The sequence below is a fragment of the Pseudomonas sp. TE36184 genome, from assembly GCF_054060055.1.
Map to the genome: position 1 here is coordinate 6,430,008 of NZ_JBSSCU010000001.1, position 23,287 is coordinate 6,453,294.

Here is a 23,287-nt window from a genome sequence, read left to right on the forward strand (position 1 = left end):
CAGGAACCTGTCAAATTATGTCGCCGAACAAACCCGAGATCGTCATCACCTATTGCACCCAGTGCCAGTGGCTGTTGCGCGCCGCATGGTTGGCCCAGGAGCTGTTGAGTACCTTTGCCGACGACCTGGGCAAAGTGGCGCTGGAGCCGGCTACCGGCGGCGCTTTTCGCATCACCTGCGACGGTGTGCAGATCTGGGAGCGCAAGGCTGACGGCGGCTTTCCGGAGGCCAAGGTGCTCAAGCAGCGCGTGCGCGACCAGATCGACCCGCAGCGCGACCTGGGGCACAACGATCGCAAGGTGTGAAGGTCACCGCCGCACAGGGGCGGTGACCGGGGGATGCGCCCCTACTTGGCGGCCATCTTGCTCTTGATGAAACCGACGACCCACGTCAGCACCAGGCCGCCGACGCCACCGCCGACGATGTTGCTGCCGACCGTCGCCACATCCATGGCTTCGCCGCCGGATGTGCCCGTCAGCGCCGAGACGAGCTGGCCCAGCACCAGGCCGCCGACACCGCCGAGGAAGGTATTGAGCCCGGTGCCCAGGCTCTGCTTGGTCATCCCCGCCAGATTACCGCCGACGGCACCGCTGATGATCTGAACCAGCAAGCTGATAAGTGTTTCCATGATGCAACTCCTGCATAGCGTTAATGGCGTGACCACTCGCTTGCAGCACCGTTAAACACCCTGGCTGTCGTCGAGAAGTCTTTATCCGTCGACGACGACACACTGTTGCGGATGGGCAGAGTATAGATCAGGCCGTTGCAGCCGGCTGTTTGGCCTGGCTGGCGCTGCCCAGCAGGCCGGAAAGCACGATGGCGACGATGATCAGCGCGCCGCCCAGCAGCATGCGCAAGGTCGGGGTTTCGGCAAACAGCAGCCAGGCGACGGTGATGCCGTAGACCGGTTCCATGGCGAACACCACCGACGCGGTGCGGGCCTTGATCACCGCGAGGCTGGCGACAAACAGGCTGTGGGCCAGGCCGGTACAGAACACACCGAGCAGGCCGATCCACAGCCAGTCGAGCGCGCGCACATCCGCCAGCCCCGGCGCCGCCACGGGCAGCAGGCACAGCGCGACCACCACGTTCTGGCACAGCGCCGCCTGTACCGCTGGAACCCGCCCGGAGCTGGCGCGGTTATTCAGTGACAGCAGGGAGAACAGCAATCCCGAGGCGATGCCCCAGAGCAGGCCGCCCGTGGCTTGGCTGGCGAGGTTGAAGTCCGGTGTCACCAGCACCAGGCCCACCGTGACCAGGGCCACCAGCAGCACTTCGTTGGCGCGGATGCGCTCGCGGAAGATCAAGCCTTCGAGGATCACGGTAAACGCCGGGAACGCGGTAAACCCCAGGGTGGCGACGGCCACGCCGGCGACTTTGACCGCGATGAAGAACGTGACCCAGTGCGCCGCCAGCAATACACCGCTGATCAGCAGCCGGCGCCAGTCGCGCATCTGCAGCTGTTTCCACGGCGCATTGCTGGCGAACCGAGCAAAGATCGCCAGGGCAATCACCGCAAACGCGGCACGGCCGAACACGATGATGGTCGGCGAGGCGGCCGCGAGTTTGCCGAATACGCCGGTGAGGCCAAACATCAATGCGCCGATATGCAAGGCGCCGAGGGCTGAGCGGGGAGTCATTGCGATCCTTGAACCAACGGGGTGACAGGCGCGCAGTCTAGAGGCTGGGGGCGTGAGTGTCTGTCGCCCGACTGGCGATTTTTAGCGCAGGACTCGCTATTTTGTGGTGCGCCGCAGCGCGCTGGGCGCGGCGCCGAATTCGCGCAGCATCGCAGCGGCAAACGCGCTTTGCGAGGCATAGCCGACGCGTTCGGCAATTTCGCCGATGGGCAACGGCGTTTCCCTTAACAGGCCCAAGGCCTTATGCAGGCGGCGACTGCGGATGAAGTCCATGGGCGTCTGCCCGCACTCGGCGATGAAACGGGCATGCAGGCGCGCTACCGACAGGTCGGCGAGGCGTGCCAGGTCCGCGACTTGCAGAGGGTGGGCGGCGTGCCGTTCGATATGTGCATTGAACGCGGCATAGGGCAGGCGGCGGCCCGGCGCGCTGGGAGCCAGCGGATGATTGAGGCTGGCCAGCAGCAGTACCGCGCCTTGCTGGACGATCAGCGGGTCGTCCACCGGGCTGTGCGCCAGCCATTGCACCAACTGGCTTTGCCGCGAATCCAGGGCCAGACGCGCCGGTTGGTCGAGCAGGCGGCGGCTGGCATCGGCATGCTCGCCCAACGATTGCAGCACCCAGTGTTCGGTGGGCACGTCCAGCACCAGGCATCGGCTGCCATCGCGACTGCCGCAGGTGTGGTGGGCCGAGAAGGGCAACACCATCACGCTGCTCTCGCGGACCTGGCTGCCGCGTCCCTCCACTTCAAGGTCCAGGTGCCCGGACAGGCCGAAGACCAACTGCGCATGGTCATGGCTGTGGGCAATGGGTGCTTCGATGTAGTGGCGTAGCGTGAGGGACGCTCTCATCGCGCTCTCCTGGGCAGCAGGTTGCCAGTCTACAACGCTTCGCCGTCGGCGGGCGCTGTCATCAGACTGACGCACAGCTGTCATGGGCTATTAATCGCCAGGGCGCAAGCTCGCGAAAACACCGTCGAGGGATGCCCATGACCCGTGCCGAATTCGCTACACCCAGCCGCAAGCAACGGGTTCGTACCCTGTGGATTTCCGATGTACATCTGGGCACTCGGGATTGCCAGGCCGAACACTTGGCGCAATTTCTCAAGGGCTACCACGCCGACAAGGTGTACCTGGTGGGCGATATCATTGACGGTTGGAAACTGCGCGGCGGCATGTATTGGCCCCAGGCCCATACCAACGTGATCCGCCGCCTGTTGACCATGGCCAAGCGCGGCACCGAGGTGATCTATGTCACCGGCAACCACGACGAGTTCCTGCGTCGCTACTCCAAGCTGATCCTGGGCAACATCCAGTTGGTGGACGAAGCCATCCATGTCACCGCCGATGGCCGCCACCTCCTGGTGATCCACGGCGACCAGTTCGATGTGATCACGCGCTATCACCGCTGGCTGGCGTTCCTCGGCGACTCGGCCTACGAGTTCACCCTGACGTTGAACCGTTGGTTGAATCACTGGCGTGCGCGGTATGGCTACGGTTACTGGTCGCTGTCGGCGTATCTGAAGCACAAGGTGAAGACGGCGGTGAGCTTTATCAGCGATTTCGAAGAAGCCATTGCCCACGAAGTGACCCGGCGCGAATTGCATGGGGTGGTGTGCGGGCATATTCACCATGCGGAGATTCGCAAGGTGGGCGAGGTGGATTACCTCAACTGCGGGGATTGGGTGGAGTCGTGCTCGGCGTTGATCGAGCACTGGGATGGGCATATCGAGTTGTATCGGTTGGCGGATGCGCAGGCCAAAGAGGCGCAGCTGAAATCGGAGATGGTCGCGGGTTAAGGCCTGGCTCGGCCCAACAAGTGGGAGCAGGCTTGCTCGCGATCGCGCAGTGTCAGTCACTGTATTTGGCGACTGATCCATTGCTATCGGGAGCAAGCCCCCTCCCACATTGGGTTTTGCATTTCTTCGGTTAAGTGTGCGAAACGTCTGCAATGGCTTGCGCCAGCAGCGTCAATCGCGTCGCATCGATCCCCGCGACGTTGGCTCGCCCCGAACTGACCATATACACGCTGTGTTTCTCGCGCAGTTGCTTGACCTGTTCGGCGCTCAAGCCGGTATAGGAAAACATCCCACGTTGTGCGCCGATATGTGCAAAGCGTTCGGCCAGCCCGTGTGGCGCGAGGGCCTCCACGAGCCCGGCGCGTAACTGTGCGATGCGCGAGCGCATGGCTTCGACTTCGTCGCTCCACTGTGCCTTTAGCTTGGCATCGCCGAGGATCGTCGCGACGACTGCCGCGCCGTGATCCGGCGGAGTCGACCACAGGTTGCGCGCGATATTCGCCAACTGGCTGCGCACATCCGTCAGCTTTTCGGCATCCGCCGCACACACGATCAGCGCGCCGACACGGTCGCTATACAGGCCGAAGTTCTTCGAGCAGGAGCTGGTGATCAACACTTCCGGCAGCTCGCTCGCGAACAGGCGCACCGCCCAGGCATCCTGCTCCAGGCCGTCGCCAAAGCCCTGGTAGGCGAAGTCGATCAGCGGCAGCAGGTGGCGCTCGCGCACGATCCGCAGGACTTGGCGCCAGTCAGCCTGGGACAGGTCGAAACCGGTCGGGTTATGGCAGCAGGCGTGCAGCAGCACCACGTCGCCCTCGGGCACCGTGGATAAGGTCGCCAGCATCGCGCTCACATCCAGGTGATTGTCCGCGCCGACGTAAGGGTAGTGACTGACCTTGATCCCGGCCTTGGCGAAGATGCTTTCGTGGATCGGCCAGGTCGGGTTGCTCAGCCATACGCCGCGGCCGGGCAGGCTGTGGGCGATAAAGTCGGCGCTCAGGCGCAGGGCGCCGGTGCCGCCTGGAGTCTGGGTCGCACCGGCACGGTGTGCGCGCAGCAGCGTGGACTCGGCGCCGAGCACCAGTTCGCTGATCAATCTGCCGAACGCAGCGTCGCCGTGGCCGCCAATGTAGGTCTTGGTGGTTTGCTGCTCCACCAGGCGCTGCTCGGCGAGTTTCACGGAAGGGAGGATCGGTGTCAGCCCCTGGTCGTCCTTGTACACGCCCACGCCGAGGTCGAACTTGTTCGGGTTGGCATCCTGGGCATACAGGTCCATCAGCCCGAGGATCGGGTCGCCGGGCACGCGGCCAATCGCATCGAAGTGCATTATTTGCGGCCCTCGGCATCCTTGGCCACTTCGTCGGTGCGCGCGGCCATGATGAAGTCGTTGCGGTGCAGGCCTTTGATGGAGTGGCTCCACCAGGTCACCGTGACCTTGCCCCACTCGGTGAGCAGGCCAGGGTGGTGACCTTCGGCTTCGGAGATGGCGCCCATGGCGTTGGTAAAGGCCAGGGCGAACTTGAAGTTCTTGAACAGGAAAACCTTTTCCAGTTGCATGACGCCATCGCGGACTTCGATGTTCCAGTCGGGGATCTGCTTGAGCAGCACCGGCAGTTCTTCATCGCTGACTTGCGGGGCATCGGCGCGGCAGGCTTCGCAGTGGGCTTGGTTCAAGGTGGTCATGTGGGGTGTCCTGAATTCGAGTGTCTGGAAAACGGTCGTCAGTGGCGTCACCCTAAAGCAACGCGGGGCCAGGGAACAGATTCACCTGGTATCAAAACCTACGGTTCACGCCGCTTTGGGTTTGGGTGGGAACTTCGGTGCGTGCAGACCCAACTGCATGCCGCGCTCGACCATGCCCATGATGTCTTCCTGGGCGACATCGAACAGGCGCTTGAGCTCGGGCAAGACAAAATATAGCGGTTGCAGGATGTCGATGCGATACGGTGTACGCATCGCCTCCAGCGGGTCGAAGGCCTGGTGCTCGGGTTCGGACGACAGGCTGTACACCGTTTCCTTGGGCGACGACAAAATACCGCCACCGTAGATGCGCCGGCCTGCGGGCGTATCCACCAGGCCAAACTCGATGGTCATCCAGTACAGGCGCGCCAGGTACACGCGCTGCTCTTTGGTGGCCGCGAGGCCGAGCTTGCCGTAGGTGTGGGTGAATTCGGCGAACCAGGGATTGGTCAGCAGTGGGCAGTGGCCGAAGATCTCGTGGAAAATATCCGGCTCTTGCAGGTAGTCCAGTTCTTCGCGGGTGCGAATAAAAGTCGCCACCGGAAACTGCTTGTTGGCGAGTAATTCAAAGAACGTCTGGAAGGGGATCAGCGCCGGCACGCGGGCGACTTGCCAGCCGGTGGTCTCGGCCAGCACCGTGTTGATTTCGCTCAGTTGCGGGATGCGGTCCAGGGGCAGGCCGAGCTTGTCGATGCCGTCCAGGTATTCCTGGCAGGCCCGGCCCTCGATCACCTTCAACTGGCGTGTGATCAGGGTGTTCCACACCGCGTGTTCTTCCGGCGGGTAGTGGATAAAACCTTGCGCATCGGGCTCGCGGGCCACGTAGTGCGTCTGCTTCATACGGCTCTCCTGCTAGGCATTCGTTCTTGTTATGTCCTGCGATGTACGTATAGATAACCCGATTGGGGTGAGATTCCAGCGGCCTGCGCAAGGGGGCCGTAGGAAAATTTACCGATATTCGTAAAGTATTCGTTACGGATTGGCCGTTCATTGACGCGTCGGGCTGTGAAAAGACGGCTGACTGTCACATAATCTTGACGACTATCTGCGCCCAGCGACAAAAAGACGCGGCGCCTACCCTTCTTCGGGCCTTTTCATGCGTATCAAAGTGCATTGCCAGAACCGCATCGGCATCCTGCGGGACATTCTCAACCTGTTGGTGGAGTACGGCGTCAACGTCGCCAAGGGCGAGGTCGGCGGTGAGCATGGCAATGCCATCTACCTGTTCTGTCCGAATCTGGTGAACATGCAATTCCAGGCCTTGCGCCCGCAGTTCGAGGCGATTGCCGGGGTGTTTGGCGTAAAACGTGTGGGGCTCATGCCCAGTGAACGTCGGCACATGGAACTCAATGCGTTGCTCGGGGCCCTGGAGTTTCCGGTACTGTCCATCGACATGGGCGGCTCGATCGTCGCCGCTAACCGCGCGGCCGCGCAGTTGCTCGGGGTGCGGGTGGATGAGGTGCCGGGCATCCCGCTGTCGCGCTACGCCGAGGATTTCGACTTGCCGGAACTGGTGCGCGCGAGCAAATCGCGGATCAATGGCCTGCGGGTCAAGGTCAAGGGTGACGTATTCCTGGCGGACATCGCGCCGTTGCAATCCGCCGAACACGACGACAGCGAAGCCATGGCCGGCGCAGTGTTGACCCTGCACCGTGCCGACCGCGTCGGTGAGCGCATCTACAATGTGCGCAAGCAGGAGCTGCGTGGCTTCGACAGCATCTTCCAGAGTTCCAAGGTCATGGCTGCCGTGGTCCGTGAGGCCCGACGCATGGCGCCGCTGGATGCGCCGCTACTAATAGAAGGCGAAACCGGCACCGGCAAGGAGCTGCTTGCCCGCGCCTGTCACTTGGCCAGCCCTCGTGGCCAATCGCCGTTGATGGCGCTCAATTGTGCCGGTTTGCCGGAGTCGATGGCCGAGACCGAGCTGTTCGGCTACGGCCCCGGCGCTTTTGAAGGGGCACGGGCCGAGGGCAAGCTGGGGCTGCTGGAGCTGACGGCGGGCGGTACGCTATTTCTTGATGGCGTCGGGGAAATGAGCGCACGCCTGCAGGTGAAGTTGCTGCGGTTCCTGCAGGACGGTTGCTTTCGCCGAGTCGGCAGCGATGAAGAGGTGTACCTGGATGTGCGGGTGATCTGCGCAACCCAGGTGGACCTCTCGGAACTCTGCGCGCGGGGCGAATTCCGTCAGGACCTTTATCACCGCCTGAACGTGCTGTCGCTGCATATCCCGCCGCTGCGCGAATGCCTCGATGGCCTGGCGCCGCTGGTGGAACACTTCCTCGATCAAGCCAGCCGGCAGATCGGCTGCCCGTTGCCCAAACTGGCTTCGGCGGCCATGGAGCGACTCAGCCATTACCACTGGCCGGGCAATGTACGGCAGCTGGAAAACGTCCTGTTCCAGGCGGTGTCGCTGTGTGAGGGCGGGACGGTCAAGGCTGAACACATTCGTCTGCCGGACTATGGCGTGCGTCAGCCGCTTGGCGATTTCTCTCTGGAGGGCGGCCTGGAAGCCATCGTCGGCCGGTTTGAAAAGGCCGTGCTGGAAAGTCTGTATGCCGAACATCCCAGTAGTCGGCAGTTGGGCAAGCGCTTGGGCGTCTCCCATACAACGATTGCCAACAAGTTGCGGGATTATGGTTTGGGCAAGGAGGGCAAAACCCCTGAACACGCTGCTCGATAGGCGCCATGTCCAGGGTTTTTCTGCGAGGGGTGACACGGCGGCGTCAATACATCGCGTAGCTTGGATCTTGATGGATGAGCACGGTGTCATCTGTTTTTTTCTCAACCCAGGCCATGTAAGGCACTTCATTGGGTGGGGGGGAAAAGAGTGTGGTCAGTGCGTAGTCTTTATGGTTCTGCAGTTTTTCAAGGCTCTGATTGATCTCCGGGGGAAGGCGCCCGTACTTTCCGGATCTCAGTTCGTTGGCAGAAATCCCTTCGTTGTTATAGGTGGGTATAAGCATTGATAAGTCGATATGTTCAAGCAACGCTGAGCCATTGGGCGGAAATACCGTCCCCTCTGTAGAACTTTCGATTTCAATGGGGCTGCCGCCGTTTTCAGGGAACCATGCCAATGATCCGCTTATTGAGTCATTCTCCTCTTTAACGCGAGAGACCAATTGGTAGTTTTGGTTCTTATCCAGTTTTTCCAGTTCCCTGAGTGCGCTGTGCGATAACGCTCCAAACTTGCCGCTGCGTACATCGTTGGCGGACACGCCCAGGCCGGTCTCGATGGTCCTGCCGGGGATGTTGTCCAGCAGCTCCAGGAACGCCGAGGTCGTCGGGTCTAGGTCGCAACAGGGCGGCAGTGTCCCGGCATCGTACTCCCCAGCTCGGCTTTCCCAGTATTCTTTATTGTTAGGATTCAGCTCCGGGCGTACCTCCAACTCGCGCCGTTGTTCGGGTGATAGGCTGCTTAATGGCTCGAATCGGTCTAGAATTTCGTTATAAGAAAATTGTTTTTGCCAAGTTGTCGTCATGTGCGTATGGGGTGCATTATCAATACCAGGCATTTCAGTATCCTTGGAAAATAATAAGTTGATAAGGTGCGAGTGATCGGGAAGTAGTCGTGACCGCTTTGCGCCGCACCGAAGTTACGGGTGCTGTATTTGAACGCCAAGTGGGTTTTGATCAGTAAATGTAAAAAGCTATCGGACTATTCTTGTTTGGAGTTGGCTTTGTCTGGGTTTTATAAAAAACAAGCCAGCTACATATGTACTCACGCATTTACCGGGCCGTCAGGCATATGGTTTTTTTGGCGCTTGTAATGGTCGGACAACAAAACCTCGGCCCCATCGTTTCGAGGTGGCCAACGGGGAGGGCAAGTGCCCAGTGGCTTGCCAAGTGTTTCAGCGGTTCGGCGTGCTCCGCGCTCCACCCATGCGTAGCGCTTGAGCGCCGGGAAAAGCCTGCGGGACACCAAGCGTTGCCGTCTGCGGCATAACTCCGCCGTTTTTTCGACTCTGTCTGGGCCTGCCTTTTTTCACGTCTTGCCGCAAACCCTTGCCCCGCCTGGGCTTTCTGCACTTTTTGAAAGTTGGTTCGCAAATTGCTTAAGCCTCATCAGTACAGCGGTGGGCGGCAAGCGTCCGTCAGAAAGAGGATAGAGCGTGGACAAGTACCTTTACGTGGCAATGACCGGCGCCAGCCAGAATGCTCTGGCACAGAAGGCCCATGCCAACAATCTGGCGAACATTTCCACCAACGGCTTCCAGCGTGACCTTGAGCAGGCGCGCTCGATGCCGGTGTTCGGTGACAGCTTTCCGGCGCGGGCGTTTGCCATGACCGAGCGGCCTGCCACCGACTTCTCTCCGGGTGCCATGATCGAAACCGGTCGTGACCTCGATGTGGCGGTCAGCGGTGACGGTTGGATGGCCGTGCAAACCCCCGATGGCAGCGAAGCCTACGTGCGCAGCGCCAGCATGAATGTGGATGCGCTCGGCGTGCTGCGGGCCGGCAATGGCATGCCGATCATGGGCAACGGTGGTCCGATCGCCGTGCCGCCGCAGCAGAAGATCGAAGTAGGCGCCGACGGCACCGTCAGCATCCGCGCAATGGGTGAAGGCCCGCGGGTGATGGCTGAAGTGGACCGGATCAAGCTGGTCCAGCCCGACCTCAAGAACATGACCAAAGGCCTGGACGGCACCATCCACACCAAGGACGGCCAGCCGGCCCAGGCCGACGCGAACGTCAAGCTGACCTCGGGGTTCCTGCAGGCGAGCAACGTCAATGCGGTGGAAGAAATGACCGCGGTGCTGGCGCTTTCCAAGCAGTTCGAGCTGCACATCAAGATGATGAACAGCGCTAAAGAAGACGACCAGGCCATGACCCGCGTTCTGGCGATGAGCTGATAGCGGTTTCACTGAATACTAATTTTGCGGCGCAGCGCCAACAAACAGGCGCACGAAGGAGAACAGCATGCTTCCGGCTCTATGGGTTGCCAAAACAGGTCTGTCCGCCCAGGACACCAACCTGACCACCATCTCCAACAACCTGGCGAACGTTTCGACCACGGGCTTCAAACGTGATCGCGCCGAGTTCCAGGACCTGCTCTATCAGATCAAGCGCCAGCCAGGCGCCCAGTCGACCCAGGACAGCGAACTGCCGTCGGGCCTGCAATTGGGTACCGGTGTGAAGATCGTCGGCACCCAGAAGAACTTCACGGCCGGTAACCTGCAGCAAACCGGTCAGCCTCTGGATATGGCGATCAACGGCAAAGGGTTCTTCCAGATCCTGCAACCAGACGGGACGACGTCCTACTCTCGTGATGGTTCTTTCCACCTGGACTCCAACGGCCAGATCGTCACGTCCAACGGTTTCGCCCTGGAACCGGCCATTATCGTGCCGGCCAATGCCCAGACCTTCACCGTCGGCAACGATGGCACCGTGTCCATCACCGTGGCGGGCAACCCGGCGTCGCAAGTGATCGGCAACCTGCAAACCGCCGACTTCATCAACCCGGCCGGCCTGCAAGCCATCGGCGGCAACCTGTTCCTGGAAACCGCCTCCAGTGGCGCACCGCAAATCGGCACCCCGGGCCTGAACGGTTTTGGTACCACGCTGCAAAGCACCCTGGAAACCTCCAACGTCAGCACGGTGGAAGAGATGGTCAACATGATCACCACTCAGCGCGCCTACGAGATGAACTCCAAGGTGATTTCCACCGCCGACCAGATGCTTTCGTTCGTTACGCAGAATCTGTAATCAAGTCTATGGGGCGCTCCTGAGGGCGCCTGCAACACCGTGAGGTTAGGGTCATGAATCGCTATGTTTCCGTTCTGGCATTGAGTGGGATTGCCGTGCTCGCGGGCTGTGTCGCCCCGACGCCAAAACCCAATGACCCGTACTACGCGCCGGTGTTGCCACGCACACCGCTGCCGGCGGCGGCCAATAACGGCTCGATCTACCAGGCCGGTTTCGAACAGAACCTGTACGGCGACCGCAAGGCGTTCCGGGTCGGTGACATCATCACCATCACCCTCAACGAGAAGACCACGGCCAGCAAGAACGCCAACTCGCAGGTGGGCAAGACCAGCAAGACCGGTATTGGCCTGACCTCGTTGTTTGGTGCCGTGCCGAACACCAACAACCCCTTGGGCAGTGGCGACTTGAGTTTGAGCGCAGGCTACAGCGGTGACCGCGCCACCAACGGCAAAAGCTCCGCTGGACAGAACAACAGCCTGACCGGTTCGATCACCGTGACAGTGGCCGATGTATTGCCCAACGGCATCATCGCCGTGCGCGGTGAGAAGTGGATGACCCTCAACAGTGGTGACGAGCTGGTACGCATCGCCGGCATGGTCCGTGCCGATGACATTGCCACCGACAACACTGTGCCTTCGACGCGCATTGCCGATGCGCGCATTACCTACTCGGGTACGGGTTCGTTTGCTGATGCGAGTCAGCCGGGCTGGTTCGACCGTTTCTTCCTTAGCCCGCTGTTCCCTTTCTAGGTGGCCACTTTGAAATTCAAACAGCTGATGGCGGCGGCACTGTTGCTGTCCCTGAGCGCAGTCGCCCAGGCTGAACGCCTGAAAGACATCGCCAGCATTTCCGGCGTGCGTTCTAACCAGTTGATCGGCTACGGCCTGGTGGTCGGGCTTAACGGTACGGGTGACCAGACCACCCAGACCCCGTTCACCCTGCAGACCTTCAACAACATGCTCTCGCAGTTCGGCATCAAGGTGCCGTCGGGCTCGGGCACCGTGCAGCTGAAAAACGTCGCGGCCGTGTCCATCAGTGCCGACTTGCCGGCGTTCTCCAAGCCGGGTCAGGTGGTGGACATTACCGTGTCGTCCATCGGTAACTCGAAAAGCCTGCGCGGCGGCACCCTGTTGATGACGCCGCTCAAAGGTATCGACGGCAACGTCTACGCCATCGCCCAGGGCAACCTGGTGGTGGGCGGGTTTGACGCTGAAGGTCGCGACGGTTCGAAGATTACGGTGAACGTGCCATCGGCCGGGCGCATCCCTGGCGGCGCCACGGTTGAACGCACCGTGCCCAGCGGCTTCAACCAGGGCAACAGCCTGACCCTGAACCTCAACCGTTCCGACTTCACCACCGCCAAGCGTGTGGTCGACAAGATCAACGACATGCTCGGCCCTGGCGTGGCCCAGGCCATCGACGGCGGCTCGATCCGGGTCACTGCGCCGCTGGACCCAAGCCAGCGCGTGGATTACCTGTCGATCCTGGAAAACCTCGAGGTCGACCCCGGCCAGGCAGTGGCCAAGGTCATTATCAACTCGCGCACCGGCACTATCGTGATCGGCCAGAACGTCAAAGTGTCGCCGGCCGCGGTGACCCACGGCAGCCTGACCGTGACCATTACCGAAGACCCGATCGTCAGCCAGCCTGGGCCGTTGTCCAATGGCCAGACCGCCGTGGTACCGCGCTCGCGGGTGAATGCCCAGCAAGAAGCCAAGCCAATGTTCAAGTTCGGCCCCGGCACCACCCTGGACGAGATTGTCCGTGCGGTGAACCAGGTGGGCGCGGCGCCCGGCGACTTGATGGCGATCCTCGAAGCATTGAAACAGGCCGGCGCCTTGCAAGCCGACCTGATTGTGATCTGAGGCCATGGCCATGGATATGCGCAACAGCGGGATCAGCAGCACGGCGGACTCGGGGTCTTATTCCGACCTGAACCGGCTTAACCAGCTCAAGGTCGGCGCCGACAAGAACAGCGACGGCAACATGCGCAAAGTGGCGCAGGAGTTCGAGTCGCTGTTCCTCAGCGAGATGCTCAAGTCGATGCGCTCGGCCACCGACGCCCTGGGCAAGGACAATCCGCTGAACACTCCGGCCGCCAAGCAGTACCAGGAAATGTACGACCAGCAGTTGGCTGTCTCGATGTCCCGCGAAGGCGGTGGTATCGGCCTGGCCGACGTGCTGATGCGTCAGATGCAGAAGAACAAGCCGGTGGACGCCCAGGCGGCCACCTTGCAGGGCCCGGCGGCGGCTGAGCCGGTGAAGAAAGTCGACGTACCGACGGAAATCGCCGCCGGCACCCAGGCGACCGGGCCGCTGGGCCGCTCCAATGGCCAGCGCCCACTGTGGGCCTACCGCGTGGCTGTCCCCGAAGGCGCCAGCGCTCACACCAACGACGTGGCTCTGATGAACCAGCGCCGCCTCGCCTTGCCGAGCAAACTGACCGATCGACTGCTCGCCGGCATCGTGCCGAGCGCGCCGGTCGCGATCGATGCCAATCGCGCGCCACTGCGTAACAGCGTCGCCGATGACAACGTGATCAACAGCAGCGCACGCAGTTTTGCCGTGCCCAGCGGCCGCATGCAGGTCTACGGCCGCGCCGTGGCCCAGCCGCCGTTGGCCCCGGCGAAGAAAGCCTTCAGTTCCCAGGACGAATTTGTCGCCACCATGTTGCCGATGGCCAAGGCTGCCGCGGCGCGTATCGGTGTCGATCCGAAGTACCTGGTGGCCCAGGCCGCCCTGGAAACCGGTTGGGGCAAGTCGGTGATGCGCGCCGACGACGGCAGCAGCAGCCACAACCTGTTCGGTATCAAGGCCGGCCAGAGCTGGCAGGGCGGCCAGGCCCGTGCGATCACCAGCGAGTTTCGCGATGGCGCGATGGTCAAGGAAACGGCGCAGTTCCGTTCCTACGATTCCTACCAGGACAGCTTCCATGACCTGGTGACGTTGTTGCAAAGCAATGATCGCTATAAAGAAGTTGTGAAGTCAGCCGACAACCCGGAACAGTTTGTGCGCGAGTTGCAAAAAGCCGGCTATGCCACCGATCCGGATTACGCCAGCAAGATTTCGCAGATTGCCAAAACGATGAACAGCTACCAGAACTACGCTGCCGCGGGCGCGACCACTCATTTATAAGGTCTGAATCATGAGTTTGCTCAATATCGGGATGTCGGGGCTAAACGCCGCTCAAGGATCGTTGTCGGTCTTAAGTAACAACATCGCCAACGCCAATACCGCAGGCTACTCGCGTCAGCAGACCACTCAGAGCGCCAGCGCTTCGAACCAGTACGGCGGTGTGTTCATCGGCAGTGGCACGACGTTGGCGGATGTGCGGCGCGTGTACAACGAGTACCTGGATTCGGCTTACCAGAACAGTACTGCGCTGAATAATGACGCCAAGGCGTATCAGGACCAGATCGGTGCCGTGGATAAGGTACTGTCGGACAAAAACACCGGCCTGTCGTCGGTGCTCAGCTCCTTTTTCGCGACCCTGCAGACGGCATCGTCCAACCCCAACGATCTTTCCGCCCGGCAACTGTTGGTCAGCAATGCACAGACCTTGAGCAATCGCTTCAACTCCATCTCTACCCAGCTGACTCAGCAGAAAGAAACCATCAACAGCCAGTTGAGCACCATGAGTGATCAGGTCAATCAATTGACTTCATCGATTGCCGCGCTCAACAAACAGATCTTCCAGGTTCAGGGCGCGTCGGGCAATGCGCCAGCCAACTTGCTTGACTCGCGCAACGAGGCGGTTCGCTCGCTGAATGAGTTGATTGGGGTAACGGTCACTGAGAAGAATGGCCAGTTCAGCGTGAACACTGGCAGCGGCCAGTCGCTGGTAGAGGGGGGGACTTCCAACACTATTTCGGCGGTGCCAAGTAGCACCGACAATAGTCAATACACCATCCAACTGAATGTGAGCGGCACCGCCATGGACCTGGGGTCAGTGGTCAGTGGCGGAAGCATCGGTGGCCTGCTGCGGTATCGCAATGATGCCTTGATGCCGGCGATCAATGACCTGGGGCGTATCGCCATCGCGACTGCGGACACCTTTAACAATCAGCTTGGTCAAGGCCTGGATTTGAACGGCGACTTTGGTGTGTCCTTGTTCAAGGATGTCAACAGCGCAGTCGCCATCGCTTCGCGCAGCCAGGGTACTGCGGGGAATAGTGCGGGTTCAGGTAACCTGAATGTATCGATCAGTGACAGCAGCAAGCTCTCGACCTTCGATTACAAGATGACCTTTAGCGACAGCACCAACCTCAACAAGGTGACGGTGCTGCGCTCGGATGGCAAGGCCATGGGGGTCGTTGATCTCAGCGCCACGCCGCCGACTCAGATCGATGGTTTCACCCTGTCGCTGGACGGCAAAGGTCCGATGGCGTTGGGCGACAGTTTCAAGGTCAGTCCGACCGCCACTGGCGCAAGCGGTATCGGCGTCGCGCTCACCGACGCGAACAAGCTGGCGTTTGCCGGGCCGCTGGCGGGCACCAGCAGCAGCACCAACAGTGGCACGGGGACGTTTACCCAGCCCGTCTTGACCGCGCCCCTGGATATTCATGGCGGCGCCGACACCGCACAGTTGCGTGCAGGTATCGAGAACTCGATGCCGGTGAAAATGGTCTTCGGCAAACCGGCCACCGACGGTACTCAGTCCTATACCCTGAATGATGCGCAGGGCAACCCGATTGGCTCCGGCACCATTATTCCGGGGCAGGGCAACAAGATCACCGTGGATGTGCCGATGCGTGACGCCGCCGGCGCTGCGATCCCGGGCAAGAGCTTCAAGTTCGACACGACAGTCAACGGTTCTCCGGCCGCGGGTGACAGCACCACCTTTGCCTTCAACAGCGGCGGTAAGTCCGACGGCCGTAACGCCCAGTCCCTGCTCGACCTGCAGACCAAGGCTAGTGTCGGGATGGGGGACGGAAACACGGGCGTGAGCCTGGTTGCGGCGAACAGTCGCCTCGTGTCGCAGGTCGGTTCCAAGGCGAGCCAGGCTGGCGTCGACACCACGGCTACTGGCGCGTTGCTCAGCGCCAACAAGGAAGCGCGCAACTCAGTGTCCGGGGTTAACCTGGATGACGAGGCCGGCGACATGATCAGGTTTCAGCAGTACTACACCGCGTCGTCGCAGATCATCAAGGCTGCGCAAGAAACCTTCACCACCCTGATGAATGCCCTTTAAAGGAGACTGCGGCGATGCGTATTTCTACACAGCAATATTTTGAAACCAGCTCCGCCAAGTATCAGGATAACTATTCCAGTGTGGTCAAGGCGCAGGACCAGGCAAGTTCCGGCGTGCGGGTGCAAACGGCGGCGGATGATCCGGTGGCGGCGGCACGGTTGTTGATGCTGCAGCAGCAGAAAGACATGCTGGGGCAGTTCAACGGCAATATCGATACGTTGAAGAATTCGCTGAACACCGAAGACAGCGTACTGGAAAACATTAATACTGCGCTGCAAAAGGCCAGTGAGTTGGCACTCAAGGCCGGTAACGTCGGGATCAGTGACGCTGACCGTAAATCGATTGCCGCCGAGGTCGGTTCGATCGAAGACCAGGTGCTAGGCCTGCTCAATACCAAGGATGCCAATGGTAACTACCTGTTCTCCGGGAGCAAGACCGACACGCAGCCTTACTTGCGTAACAATGATGGCACTTACAGCTACCAGGGGGATGACGTCCCCTTGAGTCTGAAAGTGGCGGAAAACCTGTCGATATCGATGGGGGATACCGCGAAGGCCATGCTCGAAAATTCGGCGAACACCGGCCGTACCCAAACGACGCGCGTGCTCGTGCCGCCGGCGGTCGATGACAACAAAGTGACTGTATCGGCCGGTTTGATTGCTTCTGGGGCTAGCTACAACAGCAGCTTTGCCGACGGCCAGCCGTATAAGCTGACGTTCACCAGCAGCACCCAGTACACGGTGAGCGACAGTGCCGGCAACGACATCACCTCCGAAATTCCCGGTAACGGTACCTTTGACTCGACCAAGGAAGGCGCTTCGACCATCAAGCTGCGCGGGGTCAAGTTCGACATTGGCTTGAACTTGGGCGAAGGCGTGGCACCAGGCGCAGCCTCGGATGCGCTGGTCAAGGATCGAGAATTCAGCTTGTCGGTCAAGCCGGACACATTCAGTGTTTCGCGTACCCCAAGCAATCCGACCTCGGCGCAATTGAGCGGTGGTCAGGTGACTGATCCGACTGCTTACGCCAGCACCTTTCCCAACTCCGGTATGGTCGTCAAGTTTGGGGCGGCGGGTGTCTACAATGTCTATGCACAACCATTTACGGCGGACAGCAAGGCCATCGCCAACGGCACCTTGGCCGTAGGCGACACCTCGATTACGACCGCAGGCGTGACGTTTGGCGTTACCACCGCGCCGGCGCCGGCTGATGGCGACCAGTTTACGATCGGGGCCACCAGTAACAAGAATGAAAACGTTCTCGACACCCTCAGCCATTTGCGCAAAACCCTTGAAGCACCGTCGGATGGTAATCCTGCGGCGCAGAAGGAACTCAAGGATGTGGTCGCCCGGTCCATCGGCAATCTGACCAATGCCTACAGCCAGATCGACCAAGTGCGTGGCTCTATTGGTGCGCGACTTAACGGCCTGGATATCCAGACGCAGGAGAACACCAGCCTGAGCCTGGCGAATGCCACGACGATGAACGCGTTGGGTAACGTTGACTTCGCTGATGCCGCGATCAATCTGAGTTTGCAGCAAACCATGTTGCAGGCATCGCAACTGGCCTTTGTGAAAATTTCCCAGTTGAGCCTGTTCAATAAGATGTAATCAGCTAGCGGTCACGCAGCGGCCCACCCTGGAAACAGGCTGGGCCGTTTTGGTTTTTGGCAGGTAATTGTTTGAAGGTTTTGCACAAACCACAGAAAATTGAGTGACCTGTGAGTCATAAAGCGCATCTTCACTGTATCGTATGAAAAGGATAAGTCGTCGCAGGGTCTTTGCGTTGCGGCTTTCAGCGAGTTTTTGCGGGGTTATCCCCTTTATTGTCAGCACCCGGCGAGGCAGTTCGCGGGGTGTTCTCCAGCTATTTAGTATTGGGAAGCCACAATGATTGGCATAAAAAGCATCGCCAGTTACGTGCCGGCCGACGGGATCGATAATTACGCCCAGGGTGCCAAATTCGCCAAGGATGAAGAGTTCATCATTGGCAAGATCGGGTCGGCATTCCTGCCGCGCAAGGAAGCTGGGCAGGAGACCTCCGACCTGTGTGTCGAAGCGGTCAATGCATTGTTTGCCAACAACCCGCAGTTGAAGCGTGAGTCCATCGACGCGCTGATCGTCGTCACCCAGAACGGCGACGAAGAGGGCTTGCCCCACACCGCCGCCATCGTCCAGGACAAACTTGGCCTGCCGACTCACGTCGCTGCCTTTGACCTTTCCCTGGGTTGCTCCGGCTACGTCTATGGCATCTACGCGATGAAGGGCTTCATGGAGGCCACCGGCCTGAAGAACGGCCTGCTGATCACCGCCGATCCGTATTCGAAGATCGTCGACCCGGAAGACCGCAACACCACCATGCTGTTCGGCGATGCCGCCACTGCGACCTGGATGGGTGAAGATGCCTCGTGGTTGCTCGGCAAAGCCAAGTTCGGCACCGACGGCTCCGGCGCACCGCACTTGAAAGTCAGCGACGGCGTGTTCTTCATGAATGGCCGCCAGGTGTTCAACTTCGCCTTGCTCAAAGTGCCGGCGCACTTGCACGCGCTGCTCGATGAGTCGGACCTCAAGGCCGACGACATCGATGCCTTCTGCATTCACCAGGGCAGTGCGGCGATCGTCGACGCCGTGGCGCGGCGTTTCGAAGATGCGCCAGTGGACAAGTTCATCAAGGACATGGTCGAGACCGGCAACACCGTGTCGTCGAGCATTCCGTTGCTGCTGGAAAAGCACGCGATGGACTCCACCTGGAAACGCGTGGCAATCAGCGGATTTGGGGTGGGCCTGTCCTGGGGCTCGGCGATTCTCTATCGTCCGTGACGCTTAAATAGGTTGCACGCGCTTCAAGCATGAAGACGCCGATGGTCGAACGATCATCGGCGTTTTTTATTTGACGCCAGAAAAACCAATGAAATCAGGCCTTTTTGCCGAACTAAGCCCTTGAATTACAAGGGGTGGCACGGTGCTAGTAAAAAAAATCAAAAAACTCCTCAAGCAACCGGCTACCACGACGATAACTATTACGTAGGTTCTCTAGGCCACACCCGGCGGTTGCCAGGGCCGGAAGCCGAAGCATCCAATCAACGAGGATTTTGTCATGGCATTATCAGTAAACACTAACATCACTTCCCTGGGTGTCCAGAAGAACCTGAACAAAGCTTCCGACGCTCTGAGCACTGCGATGAACCGTCTGTCGACTGGTAAGAAGATCAACAGCGCCAAAGATGACGCCGCCGGCATGCAGATCGCCAACCGTCTGGGTAACCAGGTTAAAGGCTTGAACGTTGCAATTGCTAACGCCGCCAACGGTACTTCGATCGCCCAGACAGCTGAAGGCGCGATGCAAGAATCCACCAACACCCTGCAGCGTCTGCGTGAACTCGCCCTGCAAGCGGCGAACGGTGATAAAAGCGACGCTGACCGTGTTTCTCTGCAGCAAGAATTCACTGCGAAAGTGGGTGAGCTGACCCGTATTGCCAACACCACTACCTTCGGTGGTCGTAACCTGCTGGACGGTACGTTCAACAACGTCGCTTTCCAAATCGGTGCCAATGCCAACGAAACTATTTCGTTCGGTATGACCGACATCAGCGCCACAGCCCTGAAAGGTACCTACAGCGAAGCCAGCGTTAACGGCGGCGCTCTGGCGGGTATCAGCGCTACTGCCATCGGTGCGTCCCTGTCGGGTGCCAAGGTTACGGGTGCTGCTACCGCTGCGCTTAACTCCGGTGGCGCTGGCGCTGCCGCAGCATCAACCTTGACCATCAACGGCAAAAACGTTGCTATTTCTGTCGCAGACAAAGGTGCAGCCATCGCCACTGCGATCAACGCTGCCAACACCGGTGCCACCGCTGTATGGGATGACACAGGCAACAAAATGACTCTGAGCTCCAGCAGTGCTATCACTGTTACAGGTGGTGCCGCTGTAGGCTTGACCGACACGACGACTGCTACTTCAGCTGCAACCGGTGCGACTACGCTGAGCGCTGCTGGTGCAATCAGTGTTAACGGCAAGGCTGTGACATGGGCTGCCAACGCAACCATCACTAGCGTACTGACCAGCATCAAAACTGCTGTAGGTGGTACTGGCGACGCTACTATCGGTACAGACGGCCGCATCCAGGTTAAATCCGCAGGCGGCGCTGACGTGGCCCTGTCCAACACCACTGCTGGCTCTCTGTCGGCTCTGGGTCTGTCGGCTGGTACTTCCCAAGCCAAATTGAGCGCAGATACTTCGATCAGCCTGAACGGCGTTGAAGTGAAGTTCAAGGCTGGCGATACCGCTGACGCGATCGTTTCCTCGATCAACAGTGCAAGCACTGGCGCTACTGCCAGCAAAAACTCTGATGGCAGCTTGGCTCTGTTCTCCAAGAAAGACATCGTTGTAGCTGACGGTAGCGCGGGTACTGGTCTGACTGCTCTGGGGCTGACTGCTGGCACCACTACTTCCACTACCCTGGAAACCACAGTTTCCAATCTCAGTGTTCTGACCGCTGCCAGCTCGCAACAGGCTATCCAGGCTCTTGACGGCGCCATGCAGCAGATCGACAGCCAGCGTTCGCAGCTGGGTGCCGTACAAAACCGCTTCGACAGTACCACCGCTAACCTGCAGAGCATTTCGCAGAACTCCAGCGCTGCCAAAGGCCGCGTAGAAGATGCTGACTTCTCTGCCGAAGCTGCTGAGCTTACCAAGCAACAAACCCTGCAACAGGCATCCACTGCGATCCTTGCCCAGGCTAACCAACTGCCATCTGCTGTACTGAAGCTGCTTCAGTAATAGCGCTAGCGGTTAACTGACGGAAGGGTGCGTATACGTGCCCTTTCGTTTTTTCAGTTTTGAGGTGATGACATGGACATGAGCATTAAGCTTAACGCGTCTTACCCGGCTGTAGCGGTTCCGGCCAGCGGCAAGTCTGTCGCCCAGGATGTCCCAGCGGCAAAGGCTACTCCTGCGGCAAAGGATGAATCGGCTCCTGCCGACGAGCCCCAACGCGCAGCGTTGGAAAAAGCGGTAACAGATATCCGCAAGTTTGTGCAGGAGAGTCAGCGCAACCTCGACTTCTCCATTGACGACACCACCCATACCGTCGTCGTCAAAGTCATCGCCACTGACAGCGGAGAGGTAATCCGCCAGATTCCCTCAGAGACTGCGCTGAAATTGGCCCAGGATTTGAGCAAAGCCAGCAGCCTGTTGTTTGATACCAAGGCTTGAGTTGGCACGAAACATGTTTCTGATTGCTGTTAAGCATTAGTGCGCCATTAAAGCAGCAGCCGCAGGACAAGGAGAATAGCAAATGGCTAGTTCAACAATTTCCGGCCCAGGTTCGGGCTACGACACGCAAGCCCTCGTCAAGTCGCTGGTGGGTGCTGAGAGAGCACCCAAACAGACCCAGATTACCAGTCAGCAAAAAGATGCGACAGTCCAATTGTCGGCTGTCGGTACGGTGAAGACTGCGCTGGAGGCTTTCCAGGCGGCGATCACCAAGTTGAACAATATTTCCTCGTTCAATGGCTTGGCTGCTACCAGTTCTGAAGATAAAAACGTCAAGGTCACTCTGGGTGACGGCGCATCCAGCGGTAAGTACACCGTTGTGGTGAGTAATCTGGCGACCACGTCAAAAGTTACGAGCAAGGTATTCGAAGGTGGAACCTCCGCCAAGGCGAATAGCTCCGACGACAACCAGACGCTGACCATCAATCAGTCGGGTAAAAGTTACGATGTGACTATCCCTGGCGGCGCGACCCTGCAACAGGTACGTGACTCCATCAACACCCAGTTATCGGCGCAAGGTATCAGTGCCAACGTTCTGAGTGACTCGAAGGGCGCCCGTCTGGTCATTGGCTCCAGCAATAGTGGTGATGGCACGGCGATCACCCTGAGTGGCAACTCCGAACTGGCTGCCGATTATGATCCTGGCAAGGTGCCGGTGAACGCCAAGTACTCTATTGATGGCGTTGCGATGGAGTCCACCACCAACAAGATTACCTCTGCGATCAGTGGTGTGAGCCTTGAGTTACTGACTGAAGACCCGACCAAACCGACCACGACCACTATCACTGTGGGTAGCAGCACTGACACCCTGAAGACATCGGTGCAGTCGTTCGTTACGGCCTACAATGCGCTGATGACCTCAATCAACGCGCAAACCAAGGTCACGGCCACAGGCGACGCGTCGACCACTACTGCAGCAGCCTTGACGGGTGACGCGTCAATGCGTCAGTTGGTGAACGGTTTGCGTGCCGAGTTGGTCAACGGTTCGGGCGGTGGCTCCATCAGCAGCCTGGCCCAGATGGGCGTTACCACCGACCAGAAGACCGGCCTGCTCAGTCTTGACGACAAGACCTGGGACAAGGCTGTAGTGACTGGCGCCGCTGATATTGCCAAGATGTTCACCGGTGACAAGGGCTTGATCAGCCGAATGAACAGCGCAACATCAAGCTATGTCGGCACCACGGGCACGCTGGCCTCGCGCGCGAAAGATCTCAACACCAAATTGACGGATCTGACCACTGAGCAGAGTGCTCTGGATCGCCGGATGGATTCTTTGCAGACATCGCTGACCGCCAAGTACGCTGCAATGGACAGCATGATTGCGCAAATCAACAGCACCAGCTCCAGCATCATGACAACCCTGAATGCGCTGAATAATCCGAAGTCAAACTGAGGATTGACAGCGTAGGGAGCTCGGTGAACGGTGTGCCCAAAGGCGGAGGTTTTTTGTTTTGAGTTAAAGTTTTTGTCAGTGCAGTCGAAATACTGAGTAGAGTAAACCTATTCGTCTGTGGTCTGTAATGAGGTAGCAACATGAACCCGATGAGAGCCCTTCGCCAATATCAGAAGGTCAATTCCCACGCCCAAGTGTCCGAGGCCAGCCCTCATCGCTTGATCCAAATGCTGATGGAGGGCGGGCTTGAGCGTCTCGCCCAGGCCAAAGGCGCAATGGCGCGTGGTGATATCCCACAAAAGGGGCTGTTGCTGACTAAGGCTATCGACATCATCACAGGCTTGCGTCAGGGCCTGGACGAAACCAAGGCTGAAGACCCGGCCACAATCCAGCGTTTGGCAGCCCTGTACGACTATATGAACGTACGTCTGCTGAGAGCGAATGCCGACAATGATCCAGAAGTGATCGATGAAGTTGCTCGCTTGCTGATCACTGTCAAGGAAGGTTGGGATGCCATCGCTCCACAATAAGGCGGACCGCCTTGAGGTACGCA

Annotated in this window: 22 protein-coding genes; 15 read left to right on the forward strand and 7 right to left on the reverse strand. The window is 59.4% G+C overall.

What is annotated here, in order from left to right; all coding sequences use genetic code 11:
• Window positions 1-17 precede the first annotated feature (17 nt).
• Window positions 18-305 (forward strand): SelT/SelW/SelH family protein, encoded by a 288-nt coding sequence (locus ACVWZP_RS29220; protein ID WP_046382498.1) that lies wholly within the window; start codon window positions 18-20, stop codon window positions 303-305.
• Between the two features lie 41 nt (window positions 306-346).
• Here the strand turns inward: ACVWZP_RS29220 and ACVWZP_RS29225 are convergent, their stop codons facing one another.
• The 3 genes from ACVWZP_RS29225 to ACVWZP_RS29235 all read right to left on the reverse strand — a co-directional run bounded on the left by ACVWZP_RS29225 (window position 347) and on the right by ACVWZP_RS29235 (window position 2,489).
• Window positions 347-628 carry a hypothetical protein gene (locus ACVWZP_RS29225; RefSeq protein ID WP_046488286.1) on the reverse strand — a complete coding sequence of 94 codons (282 nt, stop codon included), beginning with the start codon at window positions 626-628 and terminating at the stop codon, window positions 347-349.
• 127 nt (window positions 629-755) lie between these two features.
• A complete protein-coding gene (locus tag ACVWZP_RS29230) occupies window positions 756-1,640 on the reverse strand; it encodes a DMT family transporter (RefSeq protein ID WP_046382500.1) in 885 nt (294 codons plus the stop codon).
• A 96-nt stretch (window positions 1,641-1,736) separates the two neighbouring features.
• On the reverse strand, window positions 1,737-2,489 hold the full coding sequence (locus tag ACVWZP_RS29235; RefSeq protein ID WP_169883693.1) for an AraC family transcriptional regulator: 753 nt from the start codon (window positions 2,487-2,489) through the stop codon (window positions 1,737-1,739).
• Between the two features lie 137 nt (window positions 2,490-2,626).
• Between ACVWZP_RS29235 and ACVWZP_RS29240 the strand changes: the two genes are divergently transcribed.
• Window positions 2,627-3,436, forward strand: a complete 810-nt coding sequence (locus ACVWZP_RS29240; RefSeq protein ID WP_057003858.1) for a UDP-2,3-diacylglucosamine diphosphatase — start codon at window positions 2,627-2,629, stop codon at window positions 3,434-3,436.
• A gap of 130 nt (window positions 3,437-3,566) precedes the next feature.
• Here the strand turns inward: ACVWZP_RS29240 and ACVWZP_RS29245 are convergent, their stop codons facing one another.
• The 3 genes from ACVWZP_RS29245 to phhA form a co-directional block, all read right to left on the reverse strand.
• Window positions 3,567-4,763, reverse strand: a complete 1,197-nt coding sequence (locus ACVWZP_RS29245; protein ID WP_457370347.1) for an amino acid aminotransferase — start codon at window positions 4,761-4,763, stop codon at window positions 3,567-3,569.
• Window positions 4,763-5,119 carry a 4a-hydroxytetrahydrobiopterin dehydratase gene (locus ACVWZP_RS29250; protein WP_017845357.1) on the reverse strand — a complete coding sequence of 119 codons (357 nt, stop codon included), beginning with the start codon at window positions 5,117-5,119 and terminating at the stop codon, window positions 4,763-4,765. The genes ACVWZP_RS29245 and ACVWZP_RS29250 overlap by 1 nt, the downstream gene beginning before the upstream one ends.
• A gap of 105 nt (window positions 5,120-5,224) precedes the next feature.
• A complete protein-coding gene (gene phhA, locus ACVWZP_RS29255; RefSeq protein ID WP_046382503.1) occupies window positions 5,225-6,016 on the reverse strand; it encodes a phenylalanine 4-monooxygenase in 792 nt (263 codons plus the stop codon).
• Between the two features lie 256 nt (window positions 6,017-6,272).
• On the opposite strand from phhA, the gene ACVWZP_RS29260 reads away from it, so the two are divergent.
• Window positions 6,273-7,856, forward strand: a complete 1,584-nt coding sequence (locus tag ACVWZP_RS29260) for a sigma-54-dependent phenylalanine hydroxylase transcriptional regulator PhhR (protein WP_017845359.1) — start codon at window positions 6,273-6,275, stop codon at window positions 7,854-7,856.
• Between the two features lie 43 nt (window positions 7,857-7,899).
• Here ACVWZP_RS29260 and ACVWZP_RS29265 read toward each other — a convergent pair whose 3' ends face one another.
• Window positions 7,900-8,688 (reverse strand): hypothetical protein, encoded by a 789-nt coding sequence (locus ACVWZP_RS29265; protein WP_457370348.1) that lies wholly within the window; start codon window positions 8,686-8,688, stop codon window positions 7,900-7,902.
• A gap of 597 nt (window positions 8,689-9,285) precedes the next feature.
• Between ACVWZP_RS29265 and ACVWZP_RS29270 the strand changes: the two genes are divergently transcribed.
• The 12 genes from ACVWZP_RS29270 to fliS all read left to right on the forward strand — a co-directional run bounded on the left by ACVWZP_RS29270 (window position 9,286) and on the right by fliS (window position 23,264).
• The gene (locus ACVWZP_RS29270; protein WP_046382505.1) at window positions 9,286-10,026 is read left to right on the forward strand and encodes a flagellar basal body rod protein FlgF; all 741 of its coding nucleotides are present in this window, start codon (window positions 9,286-9,288) and stop codon (window positions 10,024-10,026) included.
• Between the two features lie 67 nt (window positions 10,027-10,093).
• Window positions 10,094-10,879: a flagellar basal-body rod protein FlgG gene (gene flgG / locus ACVWZP_RS29275; protein WP_046382506.1), complete on the forward strand. Its 786-nt coding sequence runs from the start codon at window positions 10,094-10,096 to the stop codon at window positions 10,877-10,879.
• 53 nt (window positions 10,880-10,932) lie between these two features.
• Window positions 10,933-11,628, forward strand: a complete 696-nt coding sequence (gene flgH / locus ACVWZP_RS29280) for a flagellar basal body L-ring protein FlgH (protein WP_046382507.1) — start codon at window positions 10,933-10,935, stop codon at window positions 11,626-11,628.
• Window positions 11,629-11,655: 27 nt separating this feature from the next.
• Entirely contained in the window at window positions 11,656-12,744 is a 1,089-nt protein-coding gene (locus tag ACVWZP_RS29285) for a flagellar basal body P-ring protein FlgI (RefSeq protein WP_164887039.1), read from the forward strand.
• Window positions 12,745-12,748: 4 nt separating this feature from the next.
• Window positions 12,749-14,014 carry a flagellar assembly peptidoglycan hydrolase FlgJ gene (gene flgJ / locus ACVWZP_RS29290; RefSeq protein WP_046382509.1) on the forward strand — a complete coding sequence of 422 codons (1,266 nt, stop codon included), beginning with the start codon at window positions 12,749-12,751 and terminating at the stop codon, window positions 14,012-14,014.
• 10 nt (window positions 14,015-14,024) lie between these two features.
• Complete coding sequence (gene flgK, locus ACVWZP_RS29295) at window positions 14,025-16,070, forward strand: flagellar hook-associated protein FlgK (protein WP_079444460.1); 2,046 nt, start codon at window positions 14,025-14,027, stop codon at window positions 16,068-16,070.
• Window positions 16,071-16,084: 14 nt separating this feature from the next.
• Window positions 16,085-17,680 (forward strand): flagellar hook-associated protein 3, encoded by a 1,596-nt coding sequence (locus ACVWZP_RS29300; protein ID WP_046382511.1) that lies wholly within the window; start codon window positions 16,085-16,087, stop codon window positions 17,678-17,680.
• 279 nt (window positions 17,681-17,959) lie between these two features.
• Entirely contained in the window at window positions 17,960-18,889 is a 930-nt protein-coding gene (locus ACVWZP_RS29305; RefSeq protein ID WP_079444459.1) for a ketoacyl-ACP synthase III, read from the forward strand.
• Window positions 18,890-19,166: 277 nt separating this feature from the next.
• Window positions 19,167-20,846: a flagellin N-terminal helical domain-containing protein gene (locus ACVWZP_RS29310; protein ID WP_046382513.1), complete on the forward strand. Its 1,680-nt coding sequence runs from the start codon at window positions 19,167-19,169 to the stop codon at window positions 20,844-20,846.
• A 72-nt stretch (window positions 20,847-20,918) separates the two neighbouring features.
• Window positions 20,919-21,281, forward strand: a complete 363-nt coding sequence (locus tag ACVWZP_RS29315) for a flagellar protein FlaG (RefSeq protein WP_046382514.1) — start codon at window positions 20,919-20,921, stop codon at window positions 21,279-21,281.
• An 82-nt stretch (window positions 21,282-21,363) separates the two neighbouring features.
• Entirely contained in the window at window positions 21,364-22,734 is a 1,371-nt protein-coding gene (gene fliD / locus ACVWZP_RS29320; protein ID WP_046382515.1) for a flagellar filament capping protein FliD, read from the forward strand.
• A 140-nt stretch (window positions 22,735-22,874) separates the two neighbouring features.
• Window positions 22,875-23,264 carry a flagellar export chaperone FliS gene (gene fliS / locus ACVWZP_RS29325; RefSeq protein WP_046382516.1) on the forward strand — a complete coding sequence of 130 codons (390 nt, stop codon included), beginning with the start codon at window positions 22,875-22,877 and terminating at the stop codon, window positions 23,262-23,264.
• Window positions 23,265-23,287 lie beyond the last annotated feature (23 nt).

Excerpts from the sequence above, each read along its gene's own strand:
- ACVWZP_RS29220 (WP_046382498.1), top strand. The coding sequence starts at position 18 with ATGTCGCCGAACAAACCCGAGATCGTCATCACCTATTGCACCCAGTGC.
- ACVWZP_RS29225 (WP_046488286.1), bottom strand. The coding sequence starts at position 628 with ATGGAAACACTTATCAGCTTGCTGGTTCAGATCATCAGCGGTGCCGTC.
- ACVWZP_RS29230 (WP_046382500.1), bottom strand. The coding sequence starts at position 1,640 with ATGACTCCCCGCTCAGCCCTCGGCGCCTTGCATATCGGCGCATTGATG.
- ACVWZP_RS29235 (WP_169883693.1), bottom strand. The coding sequence starts at position 2,489 with ATGAGAGCGTCCCTCACGCTACGCCACTACATCGAAGCACCCATTGCC.
- ACVWZP_RS29240 (WP_057003858.1), top strand. The coding sequence starts at position 2,627 with ATGACCCGTGCCGAATTCGCTACACCCAGCCGCAAGCAACGGGTTCGT.
- ACVWZP_RS29245 (WP_457370347.1), bottom strand. The coding sequence starts at position 4,763 with ATGCACTTCGATGCGATTGGCCGCGTGCCCGGCGACCCGATCCTCGGG.
- ACVWZP_RS29250 (WP_017845357.1), bottom strand. The coding sequence starts at position 5,119 with ATGACCACCTTGAACCAAGCCCACTGCGAAGCCTGCCGCGCCGATGCC.
- phhA (WP_046382503.1), bottom strand. The coding sequence starts at position 6,016 with ATGAAGCAGACGCACTACGTGGCCCGCGAGCCCGATGCGCAAGGTTTT.
- ACVWZP_RS29260 (WP_017845359.1), top strand. The coding sequence starts at position 6,273 with ATGCGTATCAAAGTGCATTGCCAGAACCGCATCGGCATCCTGCGGGAC.
- ACVWZP_RS29265 (WP_457370348.1), bottom strand. The coding sequence starts at position 8,688 with ATGCCTGGTATTGATAATGCACCCCATACGCACATGACGACAACTTGG.
- flgG (WP_046382506.1), top strand. The coding sequence starts at position 10,094 with ATGCTTCCGGCTCTATGGGTTGCCAAAACAGGTCTGTCCGCCCAGGAC.
- flgH (WP_046382507.1), top strand. The coding sequence starts at position 10,933 with ATGAATCGCTATGTTTCCGTTCTGGCATTGAGTGGGATTGCCGTGCTC.
- ACVWZP_RS29285 (WP_164887039.1), top strand. The coding sequence starts at position 11,656 with ATGGCGGCGGCACTGTTGCTGTCCCTGAGCGCAGTCGCCCAGGCTGAA.
- flgJ (WP_046382509.1), top strand. The coding sequence starts at position 12,749 with ATGGCCATGGATATGCGCAACAGCGGGATCAGCAGCACGGCGGACTCG.
- flgK (WP_079444460.1), top strand. The coding sequence starts at position 14,025 with ATGAGTTTGCTCAATATCGGGATGTCGGGGCTAAACGCCGCTCAAGGA.
- ACVWZP_RS29300 (WP_046382511.1), top strand. The coding sequence starts at position 16,085 with ATGCGTATTTCTACACAGCAATATTTTGAAACCAGCTCCGCCAAGTAT.
- ACVWZP_RS29305 (WP_079444459.1), top strand. The coding sequence starts at position 17,960 with ATGATTGGCATAAAAAGCATCGCCAGTTACGTGCCGGCCGACGGGATC.
- ACVWZP_RS29310 (WP_046382513.1), top strand. The coding sequence starts at position 19,167 with ATGGCATTATCAGTAAACACTAACATCACTTCCCTGGGTGTCCAGAAG.
- ACVWZP_RS29315 (WP_046382514.1), top strand. The coding sequence starts at position 20,919 with ATGGACATGAGCATTAAGCTTAACGCGTCTTACCCGGCTGTAGCGGTT.
- fliD (WP_046382515.1), top strand. The coding sequence starts at position 21,364 with ATGGCTAGTTCAACAATTTCCGGCCCAGGTTCGGGCTACGACACGCAA.
- fliS (WP_046382516.1), top strand. The coding sequence starts at position 22,875 with ATGAACCCGATGAGAGCCCTTCGCCAATATCAGAAGGTCAATTCCCAC.